Annotated in this window: 22 protein-coding genes and 1 other RNA gene; 8 read left to right on the top strand and 15 right to left on the bottom strand. The window is 56.2% G+C overall.

Going from position 1 to position 20,682, the window contains the following annotated elements; genetic code table 11:
- The first annotated feature begins 67 nt into the window (after nucleotides 1-67).
- Nucleotides 68-766, top strand: a complete 699-nt coding sequence (locus CWM53_RS21655; RefSeq protein WP_074386719.1) for a GNAT family N-acetyltransferase — start codon at nucleotides 68-70, stop codon at nucleotides 764-766.
- Here the strand turns inward: CWM53_RS21655 and ykgO are convergent.
- The 3 genes from ykgO to CWM53_RS21640 all read right to left on the bottom strand — a co-directional run bounded on the left by ykgO (nucleotide 763) and on the right by CWM53_RS21640 (nucleotide 2,353).
- Nucleotides 763-903 (bottom strand): type B 50S ribosomal protein L36, encoded by a 141-nt coding sequence (gene ykgO / locus CWM53_RS21650; RefSeq protein ID WP_002892018.1) that lies wholly within the window; start codon nucleotides 901-903, stop codon nucleotides 763-765. The two genes, CWM53_RS21655 and ykgO, sit on opposite strands and share 4 nt — an antisense overlap.
- Complete coding sequence (locus CWM53_RS21645) at nucleotides 903-1,166, bottom strand: type B 50S ribosomal protein L31 (RefSeq protein ID WP_074386720.1); 264 nt, start codon at nucleotides 1,164-1,166, stop codon at nucleotides 903-905. The genes ykgO and CWM53_RS21645 overlap by 1 nt, the downstream gene beginning before the upstream one ends.
- Before the next feature lie 116 nt (nucleotides 1,167-1,282).
- Entirely contained in the window at nucleotides 1,283-2,353 is a 1,071-nt protein-coding gene (locus CWM53_RS21640; RefSeq protein ID WP_008805430.1) for a LacI family DNA-binding transcriptional regulator, read from the bottom strand.
- Nucleotides 2,354-2,623: 270 nt separating this feature from the next.
- Between CWM53_RS21640 and CWM53_RS21635 the strand changes: the two genes are divergently transcribed.
- Complete coding sequence (locus CWM53_RS21635; protein ID WP_061155530.1) at nucleotides 2,624-3,895, top strand: maltoporin; 1,272 nt, start codon at nucleotides 2,624-2,626, stop codon at nucleotides 3,893-3,895.
- 137 nt (nucleotides 3,896-4,032) lie between these two features.
- On the opposite strand, the gene CWM53_RS21630 is transcribed toward CWM53_RS21635, so the two are convergent.
- From CWM53_RS21630 to CWM53_RS21605, 6 genes are all read right to left on the bottom strand, one after another.
- The gene (locus tag CWM53_RS21630) at nucleotides 4,033-4,347 is read right to left on the bottom strand and encodes a glucose PTS transporter subunit EIIB (protein WP_012542670.1); all 315 of its coding nucleotides are present in this window, start codon (nucleotides 4,345-4,347) and stop codon (nucleotides 4,033-4,035) included.
- Between the two features lie 64 nt (nucleotides 4,348-4,411).
- Nucleotides 4,412-6,469, bottom strand: a complete 2,058-nt coding sequence (locus CWM53_RS21625; RefSeq protein WP_074386721.1) for a beta-galactosidase — start codon at nucleotides 6,467-6,469, stop codon at nucleotides 4,412-4,414.
- A gap of 30 nt (nucleotides 6,470-6,499) precedes the next feature.
- A complete protein-coding gene (locus CWM53_RS21620; RefSeq protein ID WP_100631437.1) occupies nucleotides 6,500-7,702 on the bottom strand; it encodes an arabinogalactan endo-beta-1,4-galactanase in 1,203 nt (400 codons plus the stop codon).
- A gap of 4 nt (nucleotides 7,703-7,706) precedes the next feature.
- Complete coding sequence (locus CWM53_RS21615) at nucleotides 7,707-8,558, bottom strand: sugar ABC transporter permease (protein ID WP_004204761.1); 852 nt, start codon at nucleotides 8,556-8,558, stop codon at nucleotides 7,707-7,709.
- Between the two features lie 10 nt (nucleotides 8,559-8,568).
- A complete protein-coding gene (locus CWM53_RS21610) occupies nucleotides 8,569-9,876 on the bottom strand; it encodes a carbohydrate ABC transporter permease (protein WP_008805425.1) in 1,308 nt (435 codons plus the stop codon).
- A gap of 62 nt (nucleotides 9,877-9,938) precedes the next feature.
- The gene (locus tag CWM53_RS21605) at nucleotides 9,939-11,171 is read right to left on the bottom strand and encodes a maltodextrin ABC transporter substrate-binding protein (protein ID WP_100729383.1); all 1,233 of its coding nucleotides are present in this window, start codon (nucleotides 11,169-11,171) and stop codon (nucleotides 9,939-9,941) included.
- 356 nt (nucleotides 11,172-11,527) lie between these two features.
- Between CWM53_RS21605 and CWM53_RS21600 the strand changes: the two genes are divergently transcribed.
- Together CWM53_RS21600 and CWM53_RS21595 are read left to right on the top strand one after the other, a co-directional pair.
- A complete protein-coding gene (locus CWM53_RS21600) occupies nucleotides 11,528-12,637 on the top strand; it encodes an ABC transporter ATP-binding protein (protein WP_016160387.1) in 1,110 nt (369 codons plus the stop codon).
- Nucleotides 12,638-12,871: 234 nt separating this feature from the next.
- Nucleotides 12,872-14,431: an EAL domain-containing protein gene (locus CWM53_RS21595; RefSeq protein WP_088717837.1), complete on the top strand. Its 1,560-nt coding sequence runs from the start codon at nucleotides 12,872-12,874 to the stop codon at nucleotides 14,429-14,431.
- 62 nt (nucleotides 14,432-14,493) lie between these two features.
- Here the strand turns inward: CWM53_RS21595 and CWM53_RS21590 are convergent, their stop codons facing one another.
- Nucleotides 14,494-14,766 (bottom strand): metal/formaldehyde-sensitive transcriptional repressor, encoded by a 273-nt coding sequence (locus CWM53_RS21590; protein WP_061155535.1) that lies wholly within the window; start codon nucleotides 14,764-14,766, stop codon nucleotides 14,494-14,496.
- Between the two features lie 165 nt (nucleotides 14,767-14,931).
- Between CWM53_RS21590 and CWM53_RS21585 the strand changes: the two genes are divergently transcribed.
- Nucleotides 14,932-15,777, top strand: a complete 846-nt coding sequence (locus CWM53_RS21585) for a nickel/cobalt efflux protein RcnA (protein WP_100729384.1) — start codon at nucleotides 14,932-14,934, stop codon at nucleotides 15,775-15,777.
- Nucleotides 15,778-15,821: 44 nt separating this feature from the next.
- On the opposite strand, the gene CWM53_RS21580 is transcribed toward CWM53_RS21585, so the two are convergent.
- On the bottom strand, nucleotides 15,822-16,436 hold the full coding sequence (locus CWM53_RS21580; RefSeq protein WP_008805419.1) for a YczE/YyaS/YitT family protein: 615 nt from the start codon (nucleotides 16,434-16,436) through the stop codon (nucleotides 15,822-15,824).
- A gap of 88 nt (nucleotides 16,437-16,524) precedes the next feature.
- On the opposite strand from CWM53_RS21580, the gene CWM53_RS21575 reads away from it, so the two are divergent.
- Entirely contained in the window at nucleotides 16,525-17,952 is a 1,428-nt protein-coding gene (locus CWM53_RS21575) for a PLP-dependent aminotransferase family protein (protein WP_100729385.1), read from the top strand.
- 134 nt (nucleotides 17,953-18,086) lie between these two features.
- Here the strand turns inward: CWM53_RS21575 and CWM53_RS21570 are convergent, their stop codons facing one another.
- From CWM53_RS21570 to ffs, 3 genes are all read right to left on the bottom strand, one after another.
- A complete protein-coding gene (locus tag CWM53_RS21570) occupies nucleotides 18,087-18,302 on the bottom strand; it encodes a hypothetical protein (protein WP_004142688.1) in 216 nt (71 codons plus the stop codon).
- Entirely contained in the window at nucleotides 18,299-18,556 is a 258-nt protein-coding gene (locus CWM53_RS21565; protein WP_074386727.1) for a hypothetical protein, read from the bottom strand. Before CWM53_RS21565 ends, CWM53_RS21570 begins: the two co-directional genes overlap by 4 nt.
- A 309-nt stretch (nucleotides 18,557-18,865) precedes the next feature.
- Nucleotides 18,866-18,962, bottom strand: an RNA gene (ffs, locus tag CWM53_RS21560) — signal recognition particle sRNA small type.
- Nucleotides 18,963-19,203: 241 nt separating this feature from the next.
- Here ffs and CWM53_RS21555 point away from each other — a divergent pair.
- Both CWM53_RS21555 and CWM53_RS21550 read left to right on the top strand, forming a co-directional pair.
- Nucleotides 19,204-19,611 (top strand): dTDP-glucose pyrophosphorylase, encoded by a 408-nt coding sequence (locus CWM53_RS21555; RefSeq protein WP_100676202.1) that lies wholly within the window; start codon nucleotides 19,204-19,206, stop codon nucleotides 19,609-19,611.
- Nucleotides 19,612-19,679: 68 nt separating this feature from the next.
- Entirely contained in the window at nucleotides 19,680-19,991 is a 312-nt protein-coding gene (locus CWM53_RS21550; RefSeq protein ID WP_074386728.1) for an MGMT family protein, read from the top strand.
- Between the two features lie 37 nt (nucleotides 19,992-20,028).
- Here CWM53_RS21550 and CWM53_RS21545 read toward each other — a convergent pair whose 3' ends face one another.
- On the bottom strand, nucleotides 20,029-20,520 hold the full coding sequence (locus CWM53_RS21545) for a YbaY family lipoprotein (protein WP_100729386.1): 492 nt from the start codon (nucleotides 20,518-20,520) through the stop codon (nucleotides 20,029-20,031).
- Nucleotides 20,521-20,682 lie beyond the last annotated feature (162 nt).

Genomic DNA, 20,682 nt, shown 5'->3' with positions numbered 1-20,682 from the left:
CTGTGGCACTTTTTATGGAACCAGTGAACGCGTACGCTGCCTGAAATACCCCGCTAAGGAAACCGCAATGTGTGAATACAATCAGTTTGGACAGAAGCTCGGCGCCGCGTTGCCTGACTGGCAACCGCGTCCATGGCCAGCACGGCAGGTATTACAGGGCAGCCGCTGCCGGCTCGAACCGCTGACTCTTGCTCATGCCAGCGATCTGTTTGCTGCTCACCAGCTGGCGCCAGACGCCCGGAGCTGGACGTGGCTGCTGCGGGAGCCTGAGAGCAACCTTGCAGAATTCAGTGCTTGGGTGGAGCAGGTCGCCACGCTGGCAGACCCGATCCATTTTGCCGTCGTTGACCAGCGGCAAGGGAAAGCGGTTGGCTCGCTGGCGTTAATGCGCATCGACGCCACCCACGGTGTGGTAGAGGTGGGACATGTGCATTTTTCACCGTTGCTGAGCCGAACGGCTATGGCCACCGAAGCGCACTGGCTGTTGATGCAGTATGTGTTTGATACGCTCGGCTATCGTCGCTATGAATGGAAATGTAATAGTCTCAATACGCCGTCGGGCCGGGCGGCAAGACGGCTGGGTTTTCAGTACGAAGGACGTTTTCGCCAGGCGCTGGTGAGCAAAGGACATAACCGGGATACGGACTGGTTTTCGGTGATAGACGGCGAATGGCCGCAGCTGGATAACGCCATGCGGCAATGGCTGGCCGACGACAATTTTACCGCCGACGGCCAGCAGCGCCGCACCCTGGAGAGTTTCCGTTAACGACGTTTTTTGCGCCCCTGCACCGCTTTAAAGCGGGGGTTGCTCTTACAGATAACGTACAGCCGCCCTTTGCGCTTGACCAGCTGACAATCCGGGTGGCGCTGCTTGGCGCTGCGTAATGAGTTAACGACTTGCATCATGCCTTCCTTTTCGCATCAATAAAGCCGCCGAAGCGCTGACGGAACCGGGCCGCACTGCCCTCGCTGGCGAAGGTTTTTTGTTTGCCGGTGTAGTACGGATGCGATTTCGAGGAGACCTCGATCGTTACATAGGGAAAAGTTTCGCCGTCGAGTTCAATCACGCGATCGGTGCGGATGGTTGAACCGACTTTAAAATACTCATTAACGCTGGTGTCGTGAAACACCACCGTGCGATAGGGGGGATGGATATGGGCTTTCATGATGACCTCGCCATTATGTTATAACATAACATTTAAATTACGCCGTTCCACGACAAAGATCAACCATGTTCAAATAAAGGGTAATGGGCCTAAGGCGAGTTTCCCCGCCTTTGGCTTCAGGGGGCCAGACGATGGGCGATAGCGCGCAGCTGTTCCGCGATGGCCTGCAGATCTTTGCCTTGCTCGGTTCTGGCGCCGCTGGAATGGCGTATCACCAGACGCGCCGGCAGGATGGAGGAAGTATGTGGCGCACCGCTGGTGCTGGCGAGGATCCGCCGCACCGCCTCTTTCCCCTGCAGATCGAGGTCCAGCGACACCGTACTCAGCGCCGGATAGAAAAAGGAGCTTTCGTAGGTATCGTCATAGCCAATAACGGACTTCTCCCCCGGCACCGCCACCTGGTGCTGATGGAAGGCGCTGAGCACCCCCAGCGCCATCTGGTCATTCCCCACCAGCACGGCGCTGAAATTGGGCGTTTCGCGCAGCATCTGCAGCGCACCGGCATAGCCGCTTTGCGCATCCCAGTTGCCGTGCAGGACGGTCACCGGCTTCAGGCCATAGCCCTCCAGGGTCTCCAGCCAGCTTTTCAGCCGGAGTTTGGCCGATACAGAGCTGTCCGGCCCCGCCAGCAGCGCGATCTCCCGATGCCCCATCTCATAAAGATATTTGACGCTGGCCCGGGTGCCATCTGCCGGGTTAAACGAAACGTTAAACACGGAACTATAAGGATCGACATCGAGAAAAAGGCAGACGATATCATCGTTGTCAGCGGCGATTTTCTGCGCCTGCTCGGTCTCCAGCGGCACGTTGATAATGACTTTATCCACCCGCTGAGACTTCAGCTCATTGATGGAATCCTGAATACTTTGGTTGACGCTCTCATCGATCATCGAAATCAGGACCTGGTAACCTTCCAGATTGGCATAGCGTTTTACCGCCGCCGCCACCTGGGAAGGCGCATGCCAGGCCAGCGAAATAGTCACCAGCCCAACCGTCTGGCTCTCCTTCCCTACCAGCTGCTGCGCCAGCCGGTTTGGCACATAACGTAAGGCCTCTATCGATTTCTCCACCTTGCGGCGCGTCGCTTCGGATACATTGGCAGATTTGTTGAGTACCCTGGACACGGTCTGGTAAGAGACGCCCGCATGGCGTGCGACGTCTTCCAGAGTAGCGCTTTTAGACTTCATGGTCCGGTTCCTTATGTTGTTATCCCATGATTGTAACAGGGGCCATTTGAAAAAACGCTCACCGCCACCTTCCATCGCAAAATCACACCCAAAAAAGTATTACGTTCACAATACAGTTAATTGTGAATTACCTCACCCATCACAACAAAAACTAGCATGATTATTTGCACTTAATCACACAATAATCATATCTCATTTGCCTGAAGTTACATTTAGGCATTTTATGACATCAGTTATGTGAACGTAATACAAAACAATAAGAGGATAGAGATGAATACGACACTGCGCGCCCTTTCCGCCGCGTTAGCCGCTGCGCTAATCGCCCCTTCCGCGCTTGCGGCTACCGCCGCGATCCCGACTATCGATTTCCATGGCTATATGCGCGCCGGGGTTGGGGTCTCCGGCGACGGTAGCGAAGCGGAATGGCAAAAGAACAAGCTGGGCCGTTTGGGTAACGAATCGGATACCTATGGTGAGTTAGAGCTGGGCTCCGAGGTCTACAAGAAAGATGACGTCAGCTTCTATCTCGACAGCATGGTCAGCATGGTGTCCGACGGCTCTAACGATAATGAAACCACGCTGAATGATGATGCGCAGTTCGGCTTACGTCAGCTGAACCTGCAGATCAAAGGGCTGATCCCGGGCGATCCGAATGCGGTGATCTGGGGCGGAAAACGTTACTATCAGCGTCACGATCTGCACATCATCGATACTAAATACTGGAATATTTCCGGCTCAGGAGCCGGGGTGGAAAACTACACCCTTGGCCCGGGCGCCGTCTCGCTGGCCTGGATCCGCGGCGATGCCAACGACGTCGACTATCGCGTCGATGGCGACAGCAACGTCAATATTAACTATATCGATTTACGCTACGCAGGCTGGAAGCCGTGGTCGGGTTCGTGGACCGAATTCGGCATCGACTATGCCATGCCGAACACCACCAAAAAACAGGACAGCTACGGCGGGCTGTACGATGCCGATAATGGCGTGATGCTGACCGGTGAAATCAGTCAGGATATGCTGGGCGGCTATAACAAAACCGTGCTGCAGTATGCCAACAAAGGGCTGGCGCAGAACATGGTCTCCCAGGGCGGCGGCTGGTACGATATGTGGAACTACGTGAACGATGCCACCGGCTATCGCGTGATTAACACCGGCCTGATCCCGATTACCGAAAAGTTCTCCATCAACCACGTTCTGACCTGGGGCTCGGCGGATGACATTACCGACTACACCGACAAAACGCGGATGCTGTCGCTGGTTGCCCGCGGGCAGTATCAGTTCACCGACTACGTCCGCCTGATTGGCGAAGTCGGCGGTTTCTATCAGAAAGACAGCTATAACAATGGCACCAGCTACAAACAGGCCGGTGAGAAATATACCATTGCGCTGGGCCTCGCGGACGGGCCGGACTTTATGTCACGCCCGGAATTACGCATTTTTGCTTCATACCTGAATGATTCCGAAGATGGTAAACCGTTTGAAGACCAGACGGCGAATAATACCTGGAATTTCGGCGTGCAGGTTGAGGCCTGGTGGTAATATCACGCCGGTAAGACAAGTACATTATTTTTATCTCCAACTGTAAGGTCGTTAATTACCCCTCCGGTAATCATTATTGCCACTGCTGTCTTTGTCTTATTTTCGGGATAACCTGTTTTCAGGTTATCCCGTTTTATTTATTTCCGGGTGGCAAAATGCTCATCCAGCAATTGACGCAGCGCATCGGACTGCTTACCGAAAATAGCATGAACCTGCTGACCGAGAATAATGACGCCCAGCGCGCCCTGCTGCTGTAATGCGTCAGTATCAACGGCCGCAAGATGACGAACCGTCACCCGCAGACGAGTAATACAGGCATCCACTTGCGTAATATTCGCTTCGCCACCAAAGGCCTGAATAAGCGCCTCGATTTGCTGTTTTTCCGCCTCGCTTAATGGCTGTGCCGGACGCGCAGGGGAGAAATAGTGCAGGAAAGATTTTAAACTCACCATCATAAACTCCAGGTTTAAGATAAAAAAAAGCCTGCTCAGCAGAGCAGGCGTGGAGAAAAAAGGATTAGGCGTGACGACGAAGAATACGGCAATCCCATGCTGTCAGGGTCAGCGGGTCCGACATCGCCGCGTCGGTCAGGCAATCCCGATACCCAGGCGGTAGAGTCAGGGTATGACTTTGCGCGCTGTAGTTCTGCAGGAAGACAAACGTGCTCTCACCGTCGGTGCGCGCGGTAGCCACCACGCCGGGTGGTAAATCCGCCGCTATCGCCCGCGGCAGAGCCAGCTCCCTGCTCAGGGCGGCAAAGAAGTCGCGCTGGAAGGCTAAATCGTTGCGGGAGGCGACATGCCAGGCTTTACCGTTCCCGAAATCGTTCACCGTCACCGCCGGCCGTCCGGCATAGAAATCATCCCGGTAGGTGGCCAGCGTCTGAGCGCTCTCGGTATGGATTAGTTCACAGAGATGGCGCACCTGATAGGGACCCTGCAGACCGCACTGATTCCCGGCAAGCCCCTGCACCAGATTAAACTCGCCGTCATTCAGACAGTCGATCTCTTCCGCCCAGATCCCCAGCAGATTGCGCAGCGGGCCCGGGAAGCCGCCGAGATAGCAGAGATCGGACTCATTGACGATGCCGGTCCAGTAGGTGGTCACCAGGTGGCCGCCGCTGGCGACAAACGCCTCTGCCCGCGCGGCAAAGCCGTCGCGCACCATATATAACATCGGGGCAATCACTAACCGGTATGGCGTTAAATCGACATCAGCGTCAATCACATCGACGGCAATGCCCTGTTCCCAGAACGGACGGTAGTGTTCGTTGACCGTCTTCTCATACTCCATACCCAGATTGCGCGGCCCCTGGGCGTCATCAAGCGCCCAGCGGTTTTGTTGGTCGAAGATAATCGCTACTTTCGCCTCGGTGCGACAGCCCCGGACCTCCGGCAGCTTGCTCAGTATCTCACCGAGCTGGCTGACTTCACGGCCAATGCGGGTATCGATGTGCCCGACGTGGTCAATCACCGCGCCGTGAAATTTCTCAACCGAACCGCGACTTTTCCGCCACTGGAAATACTGCACCGAGTCGGCGCCATGCGCCACCGCCTGCAGCGAGGAGAGAATATGCATTCCCGGCTTCTTCAGTTTGCTGGTCGGCTGCCAGTTGGTGGCGCCCGGTGTGGACTCCATCAGCACAAACGGTTTGCCGCCCTTCAGACTGCGCATCATGTCGTGATACATCGCGGTGTAGCAGGCCAGTGCGGTTTCGTCTTTATCGCGGTGCCACATCGGATAGCTGTCCCACGAGATAAAGTCCAGCGCCTCTGCCAGCTGCCAGTAGTCGTAATCGTAGAAATACTCCATAAAGTTGGTGGTCACCGGCAGGGAGGCGTTCGCCGCCTTCAGCGGGGCAATTTCATGGCGGCAGAAGTCGGTCACCTGAGCGGTGTTAAAGCGATGCCAGTCAAGATTGAGACCGTGGATTGACACCTCGCCCTGTGGCGCAGGCGATTCAATCTGCGACCAGTCGGTATAGGTATGACTCCAGAAGGTGCTCCACCAGGCCTGGTTGAGGTTCTCCAGGGTCTGGTAACGCGCCTTCAGCCAGTCGCGAAAACGGTTCTGGCAGAGATCGCAATGGCATTCGCCGCCATATTCGTTGGAAATATGCCAGCCCAGCACCGCCGGGTGCGCGGAATAACGCTCCGCCAGCAGGGTATTGATTTTCAAGGTCTTCTCGCGATAGACCGGTGACGACATACAGTGGTTGTGACGGCCGCCGTGCAGGGCCGGCACCCGATCGCGCCCCACCCGCAGAACCTGCGGATAGCGCTGAGACATCCACGCCGGACGCGCGCCGCTCGGTGTGGCCAGAAAAACATGAATGCCGGCGGCATACAGTTTATCGAGGATAGTATCCAGCCAAGCGAAATCAAATACCCCTTCGCGTGGCTCCAGTTTCGCCCAGCTAAATATTCCCACCGACATCACATTGCATTTTGCCTGCTGCATCATGGCAATGTCTTTATCAATAATATCGGGGTCACTCTCCCATTGCTCCGGATTATAATCCGCGCCATGCAGCAGCGTACTAACCTTCGGATGTAAAGGTGCAAATTTATTCATAATAAACTTCCTGAAAAAGACGACAAAAAATTAATTAAAAACTTTTACCGACGGCAATACTTTTCCCTGGCAATCAAATAGCGCCTGATTTTCACGTGCATTGCCTTCTTTCCACTCGTCATGGATATATTTCATCCCCGCTGGGGTGGCCCAGGTATTTCCCGGTACGGCAATCCACGTGGGCTCCCAGTAAAAAATACCTTTGCCGCGCTGGTTGGGAACATCTATTACGGCCTGCATCAGATCGTGAATATAATGATATTGCCCCTGCACGGTGGCGGGATACCCCCCGTCCTTTTCCTCTTTCGCCTGGAAACTATTTTCCGCGTTGTCGCAGTTGGCCAGGGTATAGGCATAGGCCGCCTCGACGACGATGACGTCTTTGTTATAGCGTTTGCTGATGTCATCCATGTTAGCCTTCAGGGCGCTGATCGGGCCATTCCAGTAGGTGTACATCGACAGACCAATCACGTCATACGGTACATGGCGCTTGTCAATCTCATCAAACCACCAGCGGAAGGTATCGTTCTTGGTCCCTTCGGCCAGATGCAGCATGATTTTCACCTGCTCGCCGTTGTGCAGGTTCTCCTTCAGGCCATCAATAGCCGCGTTCAGCAACCCGGCCAGCCGGTCGAATTCTCCGCCGCCCTGCCCCCAGCTTTTCCCTTCCGGCCACAGGATGCCGCCGTTGATTTCGTTGCCGATCTGCACCATATCCGGCAGGACGCCCGCCTGCTTAAAGCGGGCAATGGTATCGCGGGTATAGTCATGAATCGCCATTTTCAGCTGCGGATAATCCATCTTTTCCCAGGCTTTCGGTTTGAACTGCTTGCCGGGATCGGTCCAGAAATCGCTGTAATGAAAATCGAGCAGCAGCTTCATCCCCTGGGCTTTCGCCCGTTTCGCGAGGGCCAGGGTGGTGGCCAGGTCGTTATTTCCGCCGCCATAGCCCTCGCCGCTTGCCGATTTCGGATCCACCCACAGACGGAGGCGAACATAGTTGACGCCGTTCTCTTTCAGAATCGAGATCGGATCCTTGCGCTGATTATTCTGGTCGTAGAACGTCGCCCCGTGCTTTTCGGCATCCAGCAGCGTGGAGATATCCGCGCCTTTGATAAAGTCCGCCGGCATGCCCTGAAACGCGCGGGTTTCAAGCGCGTCCGCGGCCAGAGAAGGGGTGGAGAAACTGCATGCCAGACAAACCGCAAGCCATGCGGGTGTGAATCTTTTCATGTGCTTATCCTTTAGTACTGCCCGAGGTCAGGCCGGAGACAAAGTATTTTTGTAACGCCAGGTAGAGGATCGCCACCGGTACGGCAATCAGCACCGCCCCCGCCGCGTAGGTGGTGTAGCTGGCACCCATTTTTTGTGCCACCAGGTTATACAGACCAATAGGCAGCGTGTATTTATCCGGGGTACGCAGGATGGTGCTGGAGAGAATGAAATCCCCCAGCGGACCGGTGAAAGAGAATAGCGCCACCACCGCGAGGATAGGCCTCGACAACGGCATGATGATCTCGATAAAGATGCGAAAGCTGCTGGCGCCATCCATGCGGGCGGACTCATCCAGATCTTTGGGGATCGCGTCGAGATACCCCTTCATCAGCCAGGTATTCATCGGGATCATCCCCCCGACGTAGATCAGCACCAGCGCCAGATGGCTGTTAATCAAGCCCAGCAGTTGCGACAGCACAAAGATCGCAATCAGCGCGGAAAACTGCGGGATCATCTGCAGCAGCAGGAACAGCATCAGCCCGTTCTGCCGCCCTTTAAAGCGGAAGCGGGAGAAGGCGTAAGCGGTAAAGCTGACGCTAATCAGGGTCAGCACCATGGTCAGGAAGCTGATTTTCATCGAGTTCCAGTACCAGGTGAGGTAATTCACATTGCCATTGAACAGATCGGCATAGTGCTGGAACGACAGGTTTTCCGGAATGATCGAGGTACTGAGCAGGCTATTGCCGGCGTTCAGCGACGCCCCGACCGTCCAGACCAGCGGATAGATAATCACCACCGAGACCAGAATAACCACCAGCCAGGTAAGAGAGAGTCGGATCCACTTTTCGCGTTTAATACTGGGTGATTGAGCCATGTTACTTCCCTTACGCCATATCGTCATTTTTGAAGGATTTGGTGGCGCGGAACTGCCACAGCGCCAGGCCGACGACGAAGATCGACAGCAGGATCGTGATGGTCGCCGCGATGGCGTACTGCGACGAGGACATCGTCAGCTTATAGATCCACGACACCAGAATATCCGTCCCACCGGCGTTGGAGCCCGCCACCGCAGGACCGCCGTTGTTAAACAGATAAATGATGTTGAAGTTATTAAAGTTGAAGGTGTACTGGGTGATAATGATCGGCGCGATCGCGTACAGCACCAGCGGCAGGGTGATGGTGCGCAGACGAGTAAAGGCGCTGGCGCCGTCCATCGTCGCCGCTTCATACAGATCGTCCGGGATCGCCTGCAGCACGCCGGTGGTCATGGCAAAGACAAACGGGAAGCCAAGCCAGGTCTGCATCATGATCAGCGCCGTTTTAGTCCAGAACGGATCGGTCAACCATGCCTTCGGGCTGATGCCGAAGAACGACAGGATCGCGTTGTTGATGACCCCGAATGAATCGTTAAACATCCCGGCAAAGACGAGGATGGTGACAAACCCCGGCACCGCCCACGGCAAAATAAAGATGGTGCGGATCAGCGGCTTAAAGCGCAGATCTTTTTGGTTCACCAGAATCGCCAGCAGCACGCCCACCGTACACTGCAGGGTGGTCGCCAGCAGCGTCCACACCACGGTCCACTGCAGCACATCCAGGAATGTGGAGCGCCAAATGGAGAGGGTGAAAATATTGACGAAGTTTTTCAGGCCCACCCAGTCCACCAGCTTCGCCGGCGGCGTGTGGTACAGGTTGTAGTTGGTGAAGGCGATGGCGAAACCGAACAGAATCGGAAAGATCACCACAAACACCAGCAGAATAAAGCCCGGGGTGATCATCAGATACGGAAATCCGTCGCTCAGCAGCATCTGGTACTGCTTACGCACGCTGTTCAGGGCGATCCCCTCATCGCGTTTTTTGCCGTTCAGCCACGCATCCCGCAGCGAGAGAAAATAGATCAGCACGCCGAAGGCGACAATCAGCACGCTGATAATCCCCTCCGCTAACAGGAAGATAGAGTTATCCCGGGGCACCTCTTCGCCCAGGGTATATAACCCCCACAGCCCCTCGCGCAGGAAATCATAAAAAATGCCCAGAAAGCTGCTCAGCAGCACCAGGAAGACCAGCCCTTTCAGCCACTGGCGATGATAAAACTGACCGAAACCCGGCACGATTGCCAGCAGCAGGCCGCACCACGCATGGCGCCCGGGCCCGCGCGCGTCGCTAAAATTTTCGCTGGAATGGATGCTCACACTCAACTCCTTCTACAAACGGGAGGTCCCCCTCCCGCTCGGTGACTTCACGTAACGGTGAATTACTGATTGCTGGCCTGCATTGCTTCGATCTGCATCGTGATCTGTTTCACCGCATTATCGAGTGCGGCCTGCGGCGCCTGCTTACCGGTGAGGCTCAGTTCAAGCGCGGCGTTGGCCGGCCCCCACACTTCCCCCATCTCCGGAATGCCCGGCATCGCCACCGCCCGCGCCGACTGGATGGCAACGGCGCTGGCCTTTTGGTCGTTTTTAATCACCGGATCGTCAATCATCGCCTTCAGCGGCGGAATTTCGCCGGTGGCGACATAGCGGTCTTTCACATACTGCGGCTGGTTGATGAACTCGATAAACTGTTGCGCCAGCGCTTTGTCTTTACTCCAGGTCGATACCACATAGCCTTTGACGCCCAGGAAGGAGCTCATCGGCTTGCCGTCCGGCAGGGTCGGCAGCGGCGCCACGCCATAGTTAATGCCAGCGGCTTCATACGGCTGGAAGGCCCAGGGGCCGTTGATCACCGCCGCCGCTTTTTTCTCGGTAAACAGCGAGTCGATGGCATTCAGCCCGTTATCGCCGAGGATCCCCGCCGGAAAGACCTTCTCGGCATAGAATTTTTTCAGGAAGGTGACGGCTTCCACGGCGCCAGGGGTATTGAGACCCACCTGCTGCGGCTTAAAGCCGCCGCTGTCGTTTTTAGCAAAGATATAACCGCCCATCGGGCCAATCGCCCCCCAGCTGTAATAGATCTGGTCAAACTTGGCGAGCAGGCCGTATTTGTTCTGCTCGCGCTGGGTTTTCGAGTAATCCAGCCAGGCCTGCAGGCTGTCCAGCGGCTTGTCGATCAGGTCTTTGTTGTAGATAAGCACCAGGGTTTCCACCGCCTTCGGGATCCCGTACAACGCGTTATCCATGCGGAAGGCATTGATGGAGGCTGGCGTAAAGGCATCCTGTTTCGCCTGATCGACGCTGAGCGGCGAGAGAAGTCCCTGAACCACGGCGCCGCCGAGCTGGTCATTCGGGATCACCAGCACGTCCGGCCCAATGCCCGCCGGGCCGTCGAGGCGCAGTTTTTCCAGCTGCTGGGCATAAGGCATCTCCTGGAGATTAACCTTCACGTTGTACTGCTTTTCAAAATCGCTAACCGCGGTTTTGATGCCGGCGGATTTTTTAATGTCTTCCCAGACGTTGAGCTGCCCGGCGGCGTGCGCCTGCAGGCTGGTGAGTTGCCCCGCCGCCAGGGTGGTAAGGATCAGTGCAGCAAGCGTGTTCTTTTTCATTATCAACCTCATGTGAAGGTATAACAATTTAATGGTTTTTATTGGACTTATCTCTGCCAGTCAGAAAAATAAATCACTTCAAACTGCCGAGTTATATGAGAAAAAGGTTCCAGCTCTCTTTTGTTATACGCTACCCGTAGATTGCTGACAAAACTACCATAAGCTGCCAGTTGTGTGATCATCCTTGCAGAAATGAAACGCCGCTGTATGGCGCTAAAACTGAGGAAGTTATAGTCAGGGCATGATTTTACTGCTGTTGAACATCGCCACGCTGATTTGTTACACGTAATACAATTCATGCTACACACAGCGACAAAGCAACGGCAAACAACAGCTACTCACTTCGGGGAATGTGGATGTCCAATATACGACTGAGGAATGTCACCAAAAGGTTCGGCAGCACGGTGACGCTGCACCAGGTCAATCTCGATATTGAAGATGGCGAGTTTGCCGTTTTCGTCGGTCCTTCCGGCTGTGGAAAATCGACGCTGCTGCGCATGATTGCCGGTCTGGAAGAGGTCAGCGAGGGTGAAGTGCTGATCGGCGATGAGGTGATGAATGATGTGGTGCCCGCCCGCCGCGGCGTGGCGATGGTCTTCCAGTCCTATGCGCTCTACCCGCACATGACGGTGGCAGAGAACATGGGCTACGGGCTGAAGGTTAACAAAGTGCCGAAAACTGAGATCCGCCGCCAGGTGGAAATGGTGGCCAAAACGCTTCAGCTCTCGCACCTGCTGGATCGTAAACCGAAGCAGCTCTCCGGCGGCCAGCGGCAGCGCGTGGCTATTGGCCGCGCGATCGTACGGAATCCCCGGGTGTTTATGTTCGATGAGCCGCTCTCTAACCTCGATGCGGAGCTGCGCGTCGATATGCGCCTGCATATTGCCCGTCTGCACCAGGAGCTGAAGACCACCATGGTGTATGTCACGCACGATCAGGTAGAGGCGATGACGCTGGCCGATAAAATCGTGGTCATGAACTACGGGAAGGTCGAACAAATGGGTTCGCCGATGGCGCTGTATTACAATCCGGTCAACAAATTCGTCGCCGGCTTTATCGGCTCGCCGAAGATGAACTTTTTGCCGGCCATCGTCAGCGACTGGCAGCCGGAACGCTTAACGGTCACCCTTGCGCAGGACCATCAGTTGGCCCTCAATATCGCTACCCAGCCGCTGAAGCCCGGCGCCGCGGTGACACTGGGGATCCGGCCAGAGCATCTGACGCCCGACGTCACCACCGGTACCGTGGTGGAGTTTCAATGTGAAGTGGTGGAGCGTCTGGGTAACAATACCTATCTGTTCGGCCAGTGTTACGGCCACGATAACGTCAAGGTCCTGCTGCCAGGCGACGTCCATTTCCGCCCGTGGCAGAAAATAAATCTGGCCTTCGATGAGCGCTTCTGCATGGTATTTGATGAGAACGACCTGCGTATCAGCGCCGATATCCCGGCTCCAGATGCGCACTAGCTAACATATTGCTGTCATCTGCGCAGCGTATGCTGCGACTGAATGCCGGAACACACCCTGCCCGGCATTCACACCCTCATTTTTTATTCTGCTGCATCGGAATCATCCTTCTCTCCCGGCATCGCAGCCTCTCGCGATGCCGGTTTTTTCGCGACCTCGGGTCACTTCTCTCGCTGCGCCCGGTTTATCTTTCGCATATACTGATGACACCCGGCGAACGATAAGGACACAGGCATGAGGACCCGGCATCTGGTGGCGCTGTTTACAGGGGTGCTGATACTGGCCATCATCCTGCCCATCTCACTCAGCATCTGGCAGGCAGCGCGACAGGCCAAAATGCAGTTCTATCGTGAACTGGATGATTATTCCAATCGTATCGTCGTCCGCACGCTGCAGGTCGCCGATCAGGCGCGGGAAGCGCTGCGCGAGGCCGACTCACACACTGCCGCCTCCTGTAGCCCTGAGCATCTGCTCACGCTCCGTCGCATCGCCTATACCCATCGCTACGTGCAGGAAGTGCTCTGGCTGCGTGATTCCGTGCCGCAATGTTCCTCGCTGGAAGATCATAGCGTCGCGGTCACTTTTCCCCCGCCGGATCACATTGCCGCCGACGGCTATCGCACCTGGCTGACCTCGATTAACGATCTCGGCCTCGATCACCAGATGACGGCCATGGGCAGTCAACAGCATATGGTAATGATCGATCCCATCTCTTTTATCGATGTGGTTCCTGCCAGCGAGGAGAAGATCCATACCATGCTGTTTGGTTTGGACCACCTGAAAATGGTGATCAGCAGCCAACCGCTGCCGGACACGGTCTGGCAACGCATTAAAGATCCGCATGTTAATATGCTGACGCTGGATAACACGGTCTATCGGATCCAGCGCATTCCCGAGCTAGGCTCCGGCATCGTGACCTGGTCGTCGACGCTGCCGCTGCAGCAGCGCATTCGACAACAGCTGATCTTTTGGCTCCCTGTCGGCATCTTCACCAGCCTGCTTGCCACCTGGCTGCTGCTGCGCCTGCTGAGGCACCTGCGCTCACCGCGTAACAGCATGCTGGACGCACTCAACTCTGAAGCGATTCAGGTTTACTATCAGCCGATAATCTCGTTGCAGGATGGGAAAATCGCCGGGGCCGAGGCGCTGGCGCGCTGGCAGCAACCCGACGGCACCTTTTTATCACCGGATATTTTTATTCCCCTGGCCGAGCAGACCGGGCTGATTACGCAGTTGACGGAAGATATCGTCAGGAAAATATTTACCGACCTGGGCCCCTGGCTGCGGCAGCGGCCGGAAGTGCACATCTCCATCAACCTGTCGGTAGATGATTTACGCTCGCCCACCCTTCCGACGTTGTTACACGATCAGCTGCAGCACTGGGGGATCGCCGCCGAACAGATCATTCTTGAAATTACCGAGCGCGGGTTTGTCGACCCGGAGACCACCATGCCGGTGATCGCTCACTACCGCCAGGCCGGGCACCGCATCTCGATTGACGATTTTGGCACCGGCTACTCCAGCCTCAGCTATCTGCAGAAGCTGGACGTCGACACGCTGAAAATCGATAAATCCTTTGTCGATACTCTCGAATACCGGCCACTGACGCCGCACATTATTGAAATGGCTAAGGCGCTCAATCTGGCCACCGTCGCCGAAGGGGTGGAAACTGAAAGCCAGCGCGACTGGCTGCGACAGCATGGCGTCCAGTACGCCCAGGGGTGGCTGTACAGCAAGGCGCTGCCGAAAGAGAAGTTCATTCTGTGGGCGGAAAATAACCTGCATGCCCATTAAGCGACAGGAGCGTTGAGCAGAACGCCAGCCGGAGCGGCCTCTTGGCCGCCCGCTGCCAGGCGCTACTTCAGATAGGATTTAATGACCTGCATCACCGTTTCCAGATCCGCTTCACGCTGCGTCTCGTCTGGCTCTTTCACCACATGGTCCGTCAGATGCCCCTGAATAACCTGCAGCATCATGCCGTTGACCGCGCCGCGGATCGCCGCCAGCTGCTGTAGCACCTCAGCGCACTCATGCTCGCGATTAAGCATTTTCTCTAACGCGGAACTCTGCCCCTGAATTTTCTTCAGCCGGGTCAGTAACATCTTCTTGTGTCGAACTGTATGTGACATTGCACGATCCACCGTTTCATTCTGTCCGTCATTGCCCGGCCCTCGTCGCCGGCAACGCCTGCCAGCATAGCATGATCCTTTTTGCCCGCCGCTTTTTCTACTGGGGGGTAGTATTTTACTACTGGGGGGGAGTAGGATAAACGCACTTTTGGCAAGGATCCCGATATGAACGATTTCACTTCCCTTCTGCAGCAGGGCAATGCCTGGCTGTTTATACCCAGCGCAATACTGCTCGGCGCGCTGCATGGCCTTGAACCCGGGCACTCAAAAACCATGATGGCCGCCTTTATCGTGGCGGTGCGGGGAACCTTAAAGCAGGCGGTACTGCTGGGGCTGGCGGCGACGGTTTCGCATACGGCAGTGGTCTGGCTGATCGCCATGGCCGGCCTGTGGTTTGGCCGCGGCTGGAACGCGCAGACGTCAGAGCCCTGGTTTCAACTGTTCTCGGGGATAGCGATTGTACTGATTGCCTGCTGGATGCTCTGGCGCACCTGGCGAGAATCGCAGCCCCACATGCATCATGATCACCACCATGAACATGAGCATCGCCACGAACATGAGCACCACCACGAACATGAGCACCACCATGACCATCACCATACGCCCTCATCCGCTGCGCCGCTGGTGGCGGCGGAGTGGCAGGACGCGCACCAGCGAGCTCATGCGCTGGAGATCAACCGGCGCTTTGATGGTCGCCAGGTGACAACCGGGCAGATCGTGCTGTTTGGCCTGACCGGCGGGCTGATCCCCTGCCCGGCGTCCATTACCGTGCTGCTTATTTGTTTACAGCTGAAGAAATTCTCCCTTGGCGCCACGCTGGTGCTGGGTTTTAGCGTTGGTCTGGCGCTGACGCTGGTGGCTTCCGGAGCCATCGCCGCATTGAGTCTTAAACAGGCCACCCGCCGCTGGCCCTGGCTTAACGATGTCTCGCGCAAGGCGCCCTGGTTCTCAGGTTTACTGATTATCGTGGTGGGGATCTACATGATGCTTCACGGCCTGAGCGGCCTGTAAGCGGCGGCTCGCCCTCTTTACGACGCAGAGGGCGAGTCGTTAATTCAGGAAACTATCTCCTGCGGAGTGCTGACCGCTTTGCGGCTGACGGGCTGGCGAAACCACGGCAGGCACAGCTGGATCAGCGGCCCAATCGACAGCGCGTAAATCACGGTGCCGACGCCAAACTTACCGCCCAGCAGCCAGCCAATCACCAGCACAGTCAGCTCAATAGCCGTCCGGATGCCACGCAAAGACCAGCCGGTACGAGCGTGCAGGCCAGTCATCAGGCCATCCCGCGGCCCGGGGCCAAAGCCCGCGCCGATATACATCCCGGTGGCGATAGCGTTCAGCACAATCGCCCCCACCAGCAGCACACTGCGGGCCACCAGCGACTCCAGCGGCGGCAGGACGGCCAGCGTGGCATCCGCCGCCAGCCCCAGCACGATGACGTTGCTCACCGTGCCGAGCCCCGGCATTTGCCGGATCGGGATCCACAGCAGCAGCACCGCCGCGCCGGTCAGGATAATCACCGTACCGAAACTGATACCCAGCTGTTTAGCCACCCCGAGATGGAAAACATCCCACGGATCGGCGCCAAGATTGGCATGCACGAAGAGCGCCGTGGATACCCCATAAAGCACCAGACCAATATATAACTGCAGCAGGCGACGAAGCATATTTTTTCCTCTACATCATTGCGAATGCCCTCATCATCAGCAAAAATGGACTGATAATTAATGGCCAGTTTTGGAAAAGTGGATCGCCATGTCAACCCGACGCTTTGGAACGCAATCGCTGGTACGCCTGCTCGGCAACTGGCAGGAGTCCACTTCACGCACGCCGCTATGGCGTCAGCTGGCGGAAGCGCTCCGCCTGCTGATCCTCGACGGTCGCCTGACGCTGCAAACGCGCCTGCCCGGCGAGCGCGAGCTGGCGACGGCGCTGAACGTCAGCCGGACGACCATCGCCAGCGCGCTCGGTCAGCTGCGGGAGGAAGGTTTTCTCTACAGCCGTCAGGGAAGCGGTTCGCGCATTGTCTTGCCAGAGCGCCCCGCCGACCTGCCGCCGCCCTCAGGCATCCCCTCCACGCTGAATCTCTCTACCGCCGCCCTCAGCGCCGGACCGGAAGTCCATCAGGCCTTCCAGCATGCCATGACGCTGCTCCCCCCCTACCTGACGCAAACTGGCTACGATCAGCATGGATTGCCGGTGCTACGGGAGGCCATTGCCCGGCGCTACAGCGAACGCGGCCTGCCGACGCGACCCGATGAGGTGATGGTGGTCAACGGCGCCCTTAGCGCCTTCGCCTTGATCCTGCGCCTGTTTACCGGCCCGGGTGACCGGGTGGTCATTGACGCCCCCACCTATCCGATGGCGATTAGCGCCATTCAGGGCGCCTCCTGCCGCCCGGTCGGCGTTGCGCTTCCGCAGCAGGGATGGGACTGTGATGGACTCGCGGCGACTATTGCGCAGACCGCACCGCGTCTGGCGTGGCTGATGCCGGATTTTCACAATCCCACCGGGCGCTGTATGGATGCTCCCACCCGCCAACGGGTCGCGGACATCGCCGCCAGAACGCGGACGACGCTGGTGATCGACGAGACCATGGTTGATCTCTGGTATAACGCGCCACCGCCCCCGCCGCTGGCCTGCTTTAATCCCGATGCCGCGGTGATCACCATTGGTTCAGCCGGGAAAAGTTTCTGGGGAGGACTACGCATCGGCTGGATCCGCGCCAGTGCGCGAACCATCGCCTCCCTTATTCAGGCTCGCGATTCCCTGGATTTAGGTACGCCGTTGCTGGAGCAACTGGCCTGCAGCTGGCTGCTGGCCAATGCCGCCACGCTGCTGCCGCCGCGGCGGGAAATGCTGAAGGCGCGCCGGGACATGTGCGAAACGCTAATGGCGGAGTATTTTCCCCGCTGGCGATTTTCACCGCCGGAAGGTGGCCTCTCTTTTTGGGTGGAGCTCCCTGACATGCTGGCCACGCTGTTCTCTGCGCGCGCGGAAAGTCAGGGTATCCATATCGGCACCGGTACACGTTTTGGTCTTGAGGGAGCCTTTGATCGCTATTTGCGTCTGCCATTTACACTGTCAGACGAAGCATTGCGCCAGGCCTTCTCCACGCTACAACCGCTGTGGCAAAGCCTTGCAGAGCAGAAGGAAAATACGCGTTTGCGGAAAATAATATAAGAAAATATCGACGGGCTGGCTTCAGCCCGTCAAATGACCATCATCCATGAGGTATATGAGATGTTTTTATAAAATTGCCTGCCTATCCTGCCCTCTGGTTATGGCAACCCGGTGACAGAAAAAAGGCAATTTCATTAATGCTGGCGCGGAATAGGAAACCCTTTCAGGGAAATAATAAAGCCATCTTCATCTTTTTTTATTTTTGCGCCGGTGTCACACCAGTCGGAGGCAATGCGAAAAAACTCATCACTACCGATATTCCAGTTCAGGCGCACGTGTTTTACGTATCCTGAGCGCAACATATCGCAAGCTTCGCTATAGTTGCTGGCCGTAGAGAATTGTTGTTTCATTTTTTCTTCTTCAGAAGTTTTCTTAATGCTTTGATTTCTTTAGGGGTTAATGGGGTCGCTTCCTCTTCGGTATGCTGGCTGTCAATGTCCTCTTCCGTCACCCCCGCCTCACCTGCTGACTCCTCCAGCTGAAAAGCCATCTGCAGCAGCTTTTCCGTTGCTGTACCCAGGTTCTCGTTATTCACTTCCGCATAATGACGCAGCTTCTCTTTTAACTCGGCGTCAATTTTTACATTCAAAACCACTGTGGTCATAGCTACGCTTCCCGTGCAATAAAATCATCATAATTAATACACGAAGTTAACATGCTGATCCAGAGATATATTTTATAGCATGGCTCTGGCAACAAATTCCCATCAGTAAGATGCCCTTTATTTATGACATACAAATGACATTAATATTTCAGTAGTATTTCATATTTATGACAAGTGAATATTATGGAATAAAAAGGGGGTGTTTTAACAACCAAAAATAATATGTGACCTGTATCAGAAATTAATTATAGCAGAAGTAAAGACCGGACAAATACAAGGGATATATCAGAAGGGCGAAATGGGTGGGGGCCCTGCCAGCTACATCCCGGCACACACGTCGTCTGCTCTGGCTGCTTCCTTCCGGACCTGACCTGGTAAACAGAGTAGCGTTGCGGGAGAACCAACAGAGCCCCCATTGAGAGCGCTAGTTACCTAACGCGCTGGCGCATTATCCCTGCTGACCTGGTGAATTGCAAGCTCGCCCCGCTCACCTGCCGGTTTATTGCACAATACGCCAATAAAACCAGCAACTCACGGTCAACCGGTAAGATTGCGAGCGCGCGCTCAGCACACAAGCGGGTTATCCACCATACTTAGCCACCTTGCGTCCCCTTTTATCATCAGCACATTGTCTCTACGGTAATCGAATGACTGACTCATCACCACAGACCATCACTCTGCCTTTACCCGCTATTGAAGGGATGACCATCGCCTTTCATGGCGTGAACTATCTGCGCCCGGAAAAAATGCTCGACTTCGTGACCATCAGTCAGGCACCAGTGCGAGCGGTCACGCCGCTGGCGCTGCTCTATTCCACTGTCGGCGTGCTGCGCCAGGTGGAACTGCGCAAGCTGCCCGTCTACATCAGCGGTCGGGTGGTTTACCCCATTTCGTCGCTGACCATGCCGGGCCTGCGGGCGAAGCTAATCATTAACGCCACCTCGCAGCGTTTGAAATTTCTTGAGAGCCTCATCGCCAGTTCACCGTCTGACAATGTCCATGGCATGCAGATCCTCGGCCTGGCCCTGACTTTCACTGTCGAACAACCCGCCTGAACCGAGGCAGGCTGTACAGCCTGCGGCTCAGCGCTTATGCTGGCGTTTTCCGGTTAACAGGGCTGAACATGGATCCGCACGACACATTCCCCCAACGCGTCTGGCACATCGTGGCGTCGATACCGGAAGGCTATGTCGCCACCTACGGCGATATCGCCCGCCTGGCCGGTTCACCGCACGCCGCACGCCAGGTAGGCGGCGTACTGAAGCGCCTACCGGAAGGGTCCACCCTGCCCTGGCATCGGGTGGTCAATCGCCATGGCGATATCTCCCTCACCGGGCCCGATCTTCAGCGACAGCGTCAGGCGTTGCTGGCCGAAGGGGTTCAGGTCTCCGGCAGCGGCCATATCGATCTTCAGCATTATCGCTGGGTTTACTGAAGGTAAAAAAAAGCCCCCGTCAGGGGGCTCGGCGAGCTTATTGCGCAACGGGGACGGCGGTCTGCGTGACCGGAACCAGCGTCAGGTCGGCATGCGTCCCCCCCTGGTTTATCACTGTCTGCACGGTATCGGTAATGAACATTAGCTGGCCGTTCACCGCGATCGCGGCACTCAGCAAAATACGGGCGTTCGGCTGAATGTCTGCCGGATTGTAAGGCAGGGCAAAGTTAAATGGCCCCTGTTTGCCTTCGGTACGCACCGCTTTTTGCGACAACACGCGGGCTGGCGCATCTGCCAGAGAAGCATCCGACAGGGTCACCGTCAGTACCGCGTCCGGCGGTAAAGCGATTCTCTGGCGGATATTAATCGTCCCCGTAACGCTCGGCTGCTGCTGTGCCACGCTCAGCGTCGCGATGCCATAAGGGTCGGGCGCGGCTGCCTGAGTCGAAGAACTGGTAGAGTGGTGATTAGCACAGGCGGTTAGCGTCGCGGCGACGGCTAAGGCACTAAACATATAGGCAAATTTCATGATGTTCTCCTTATCATCCCTTAATACCCAGGAGGATGTTCCGCCGCTTCGCCGGCAGGAACTTTCGTGTCGTCAATAAGTGTGGCACAGATCTCAGATTTGTTCCTGTTGCCCCCTCGTTATTCAGATTATTACACCCATCGGACCACTTGCGATTCCAGG

It is taken from the genome of Klebsiella sp. A-Nf5 (genome assembly GCF_002810545.1).
Taxonomy (GTDB): Bacteria; Pseudomonadota; Gammaproteobacteria; order Enterobacterales; family Enterobacteriaceae; genus Klebsiella; species Klebsiella variicola.
The sequence above is the reverse complement of the archived record's forward strand: the minus strand, read 5'-3'. Positions and strand labels throughout refer to the sequence as shown.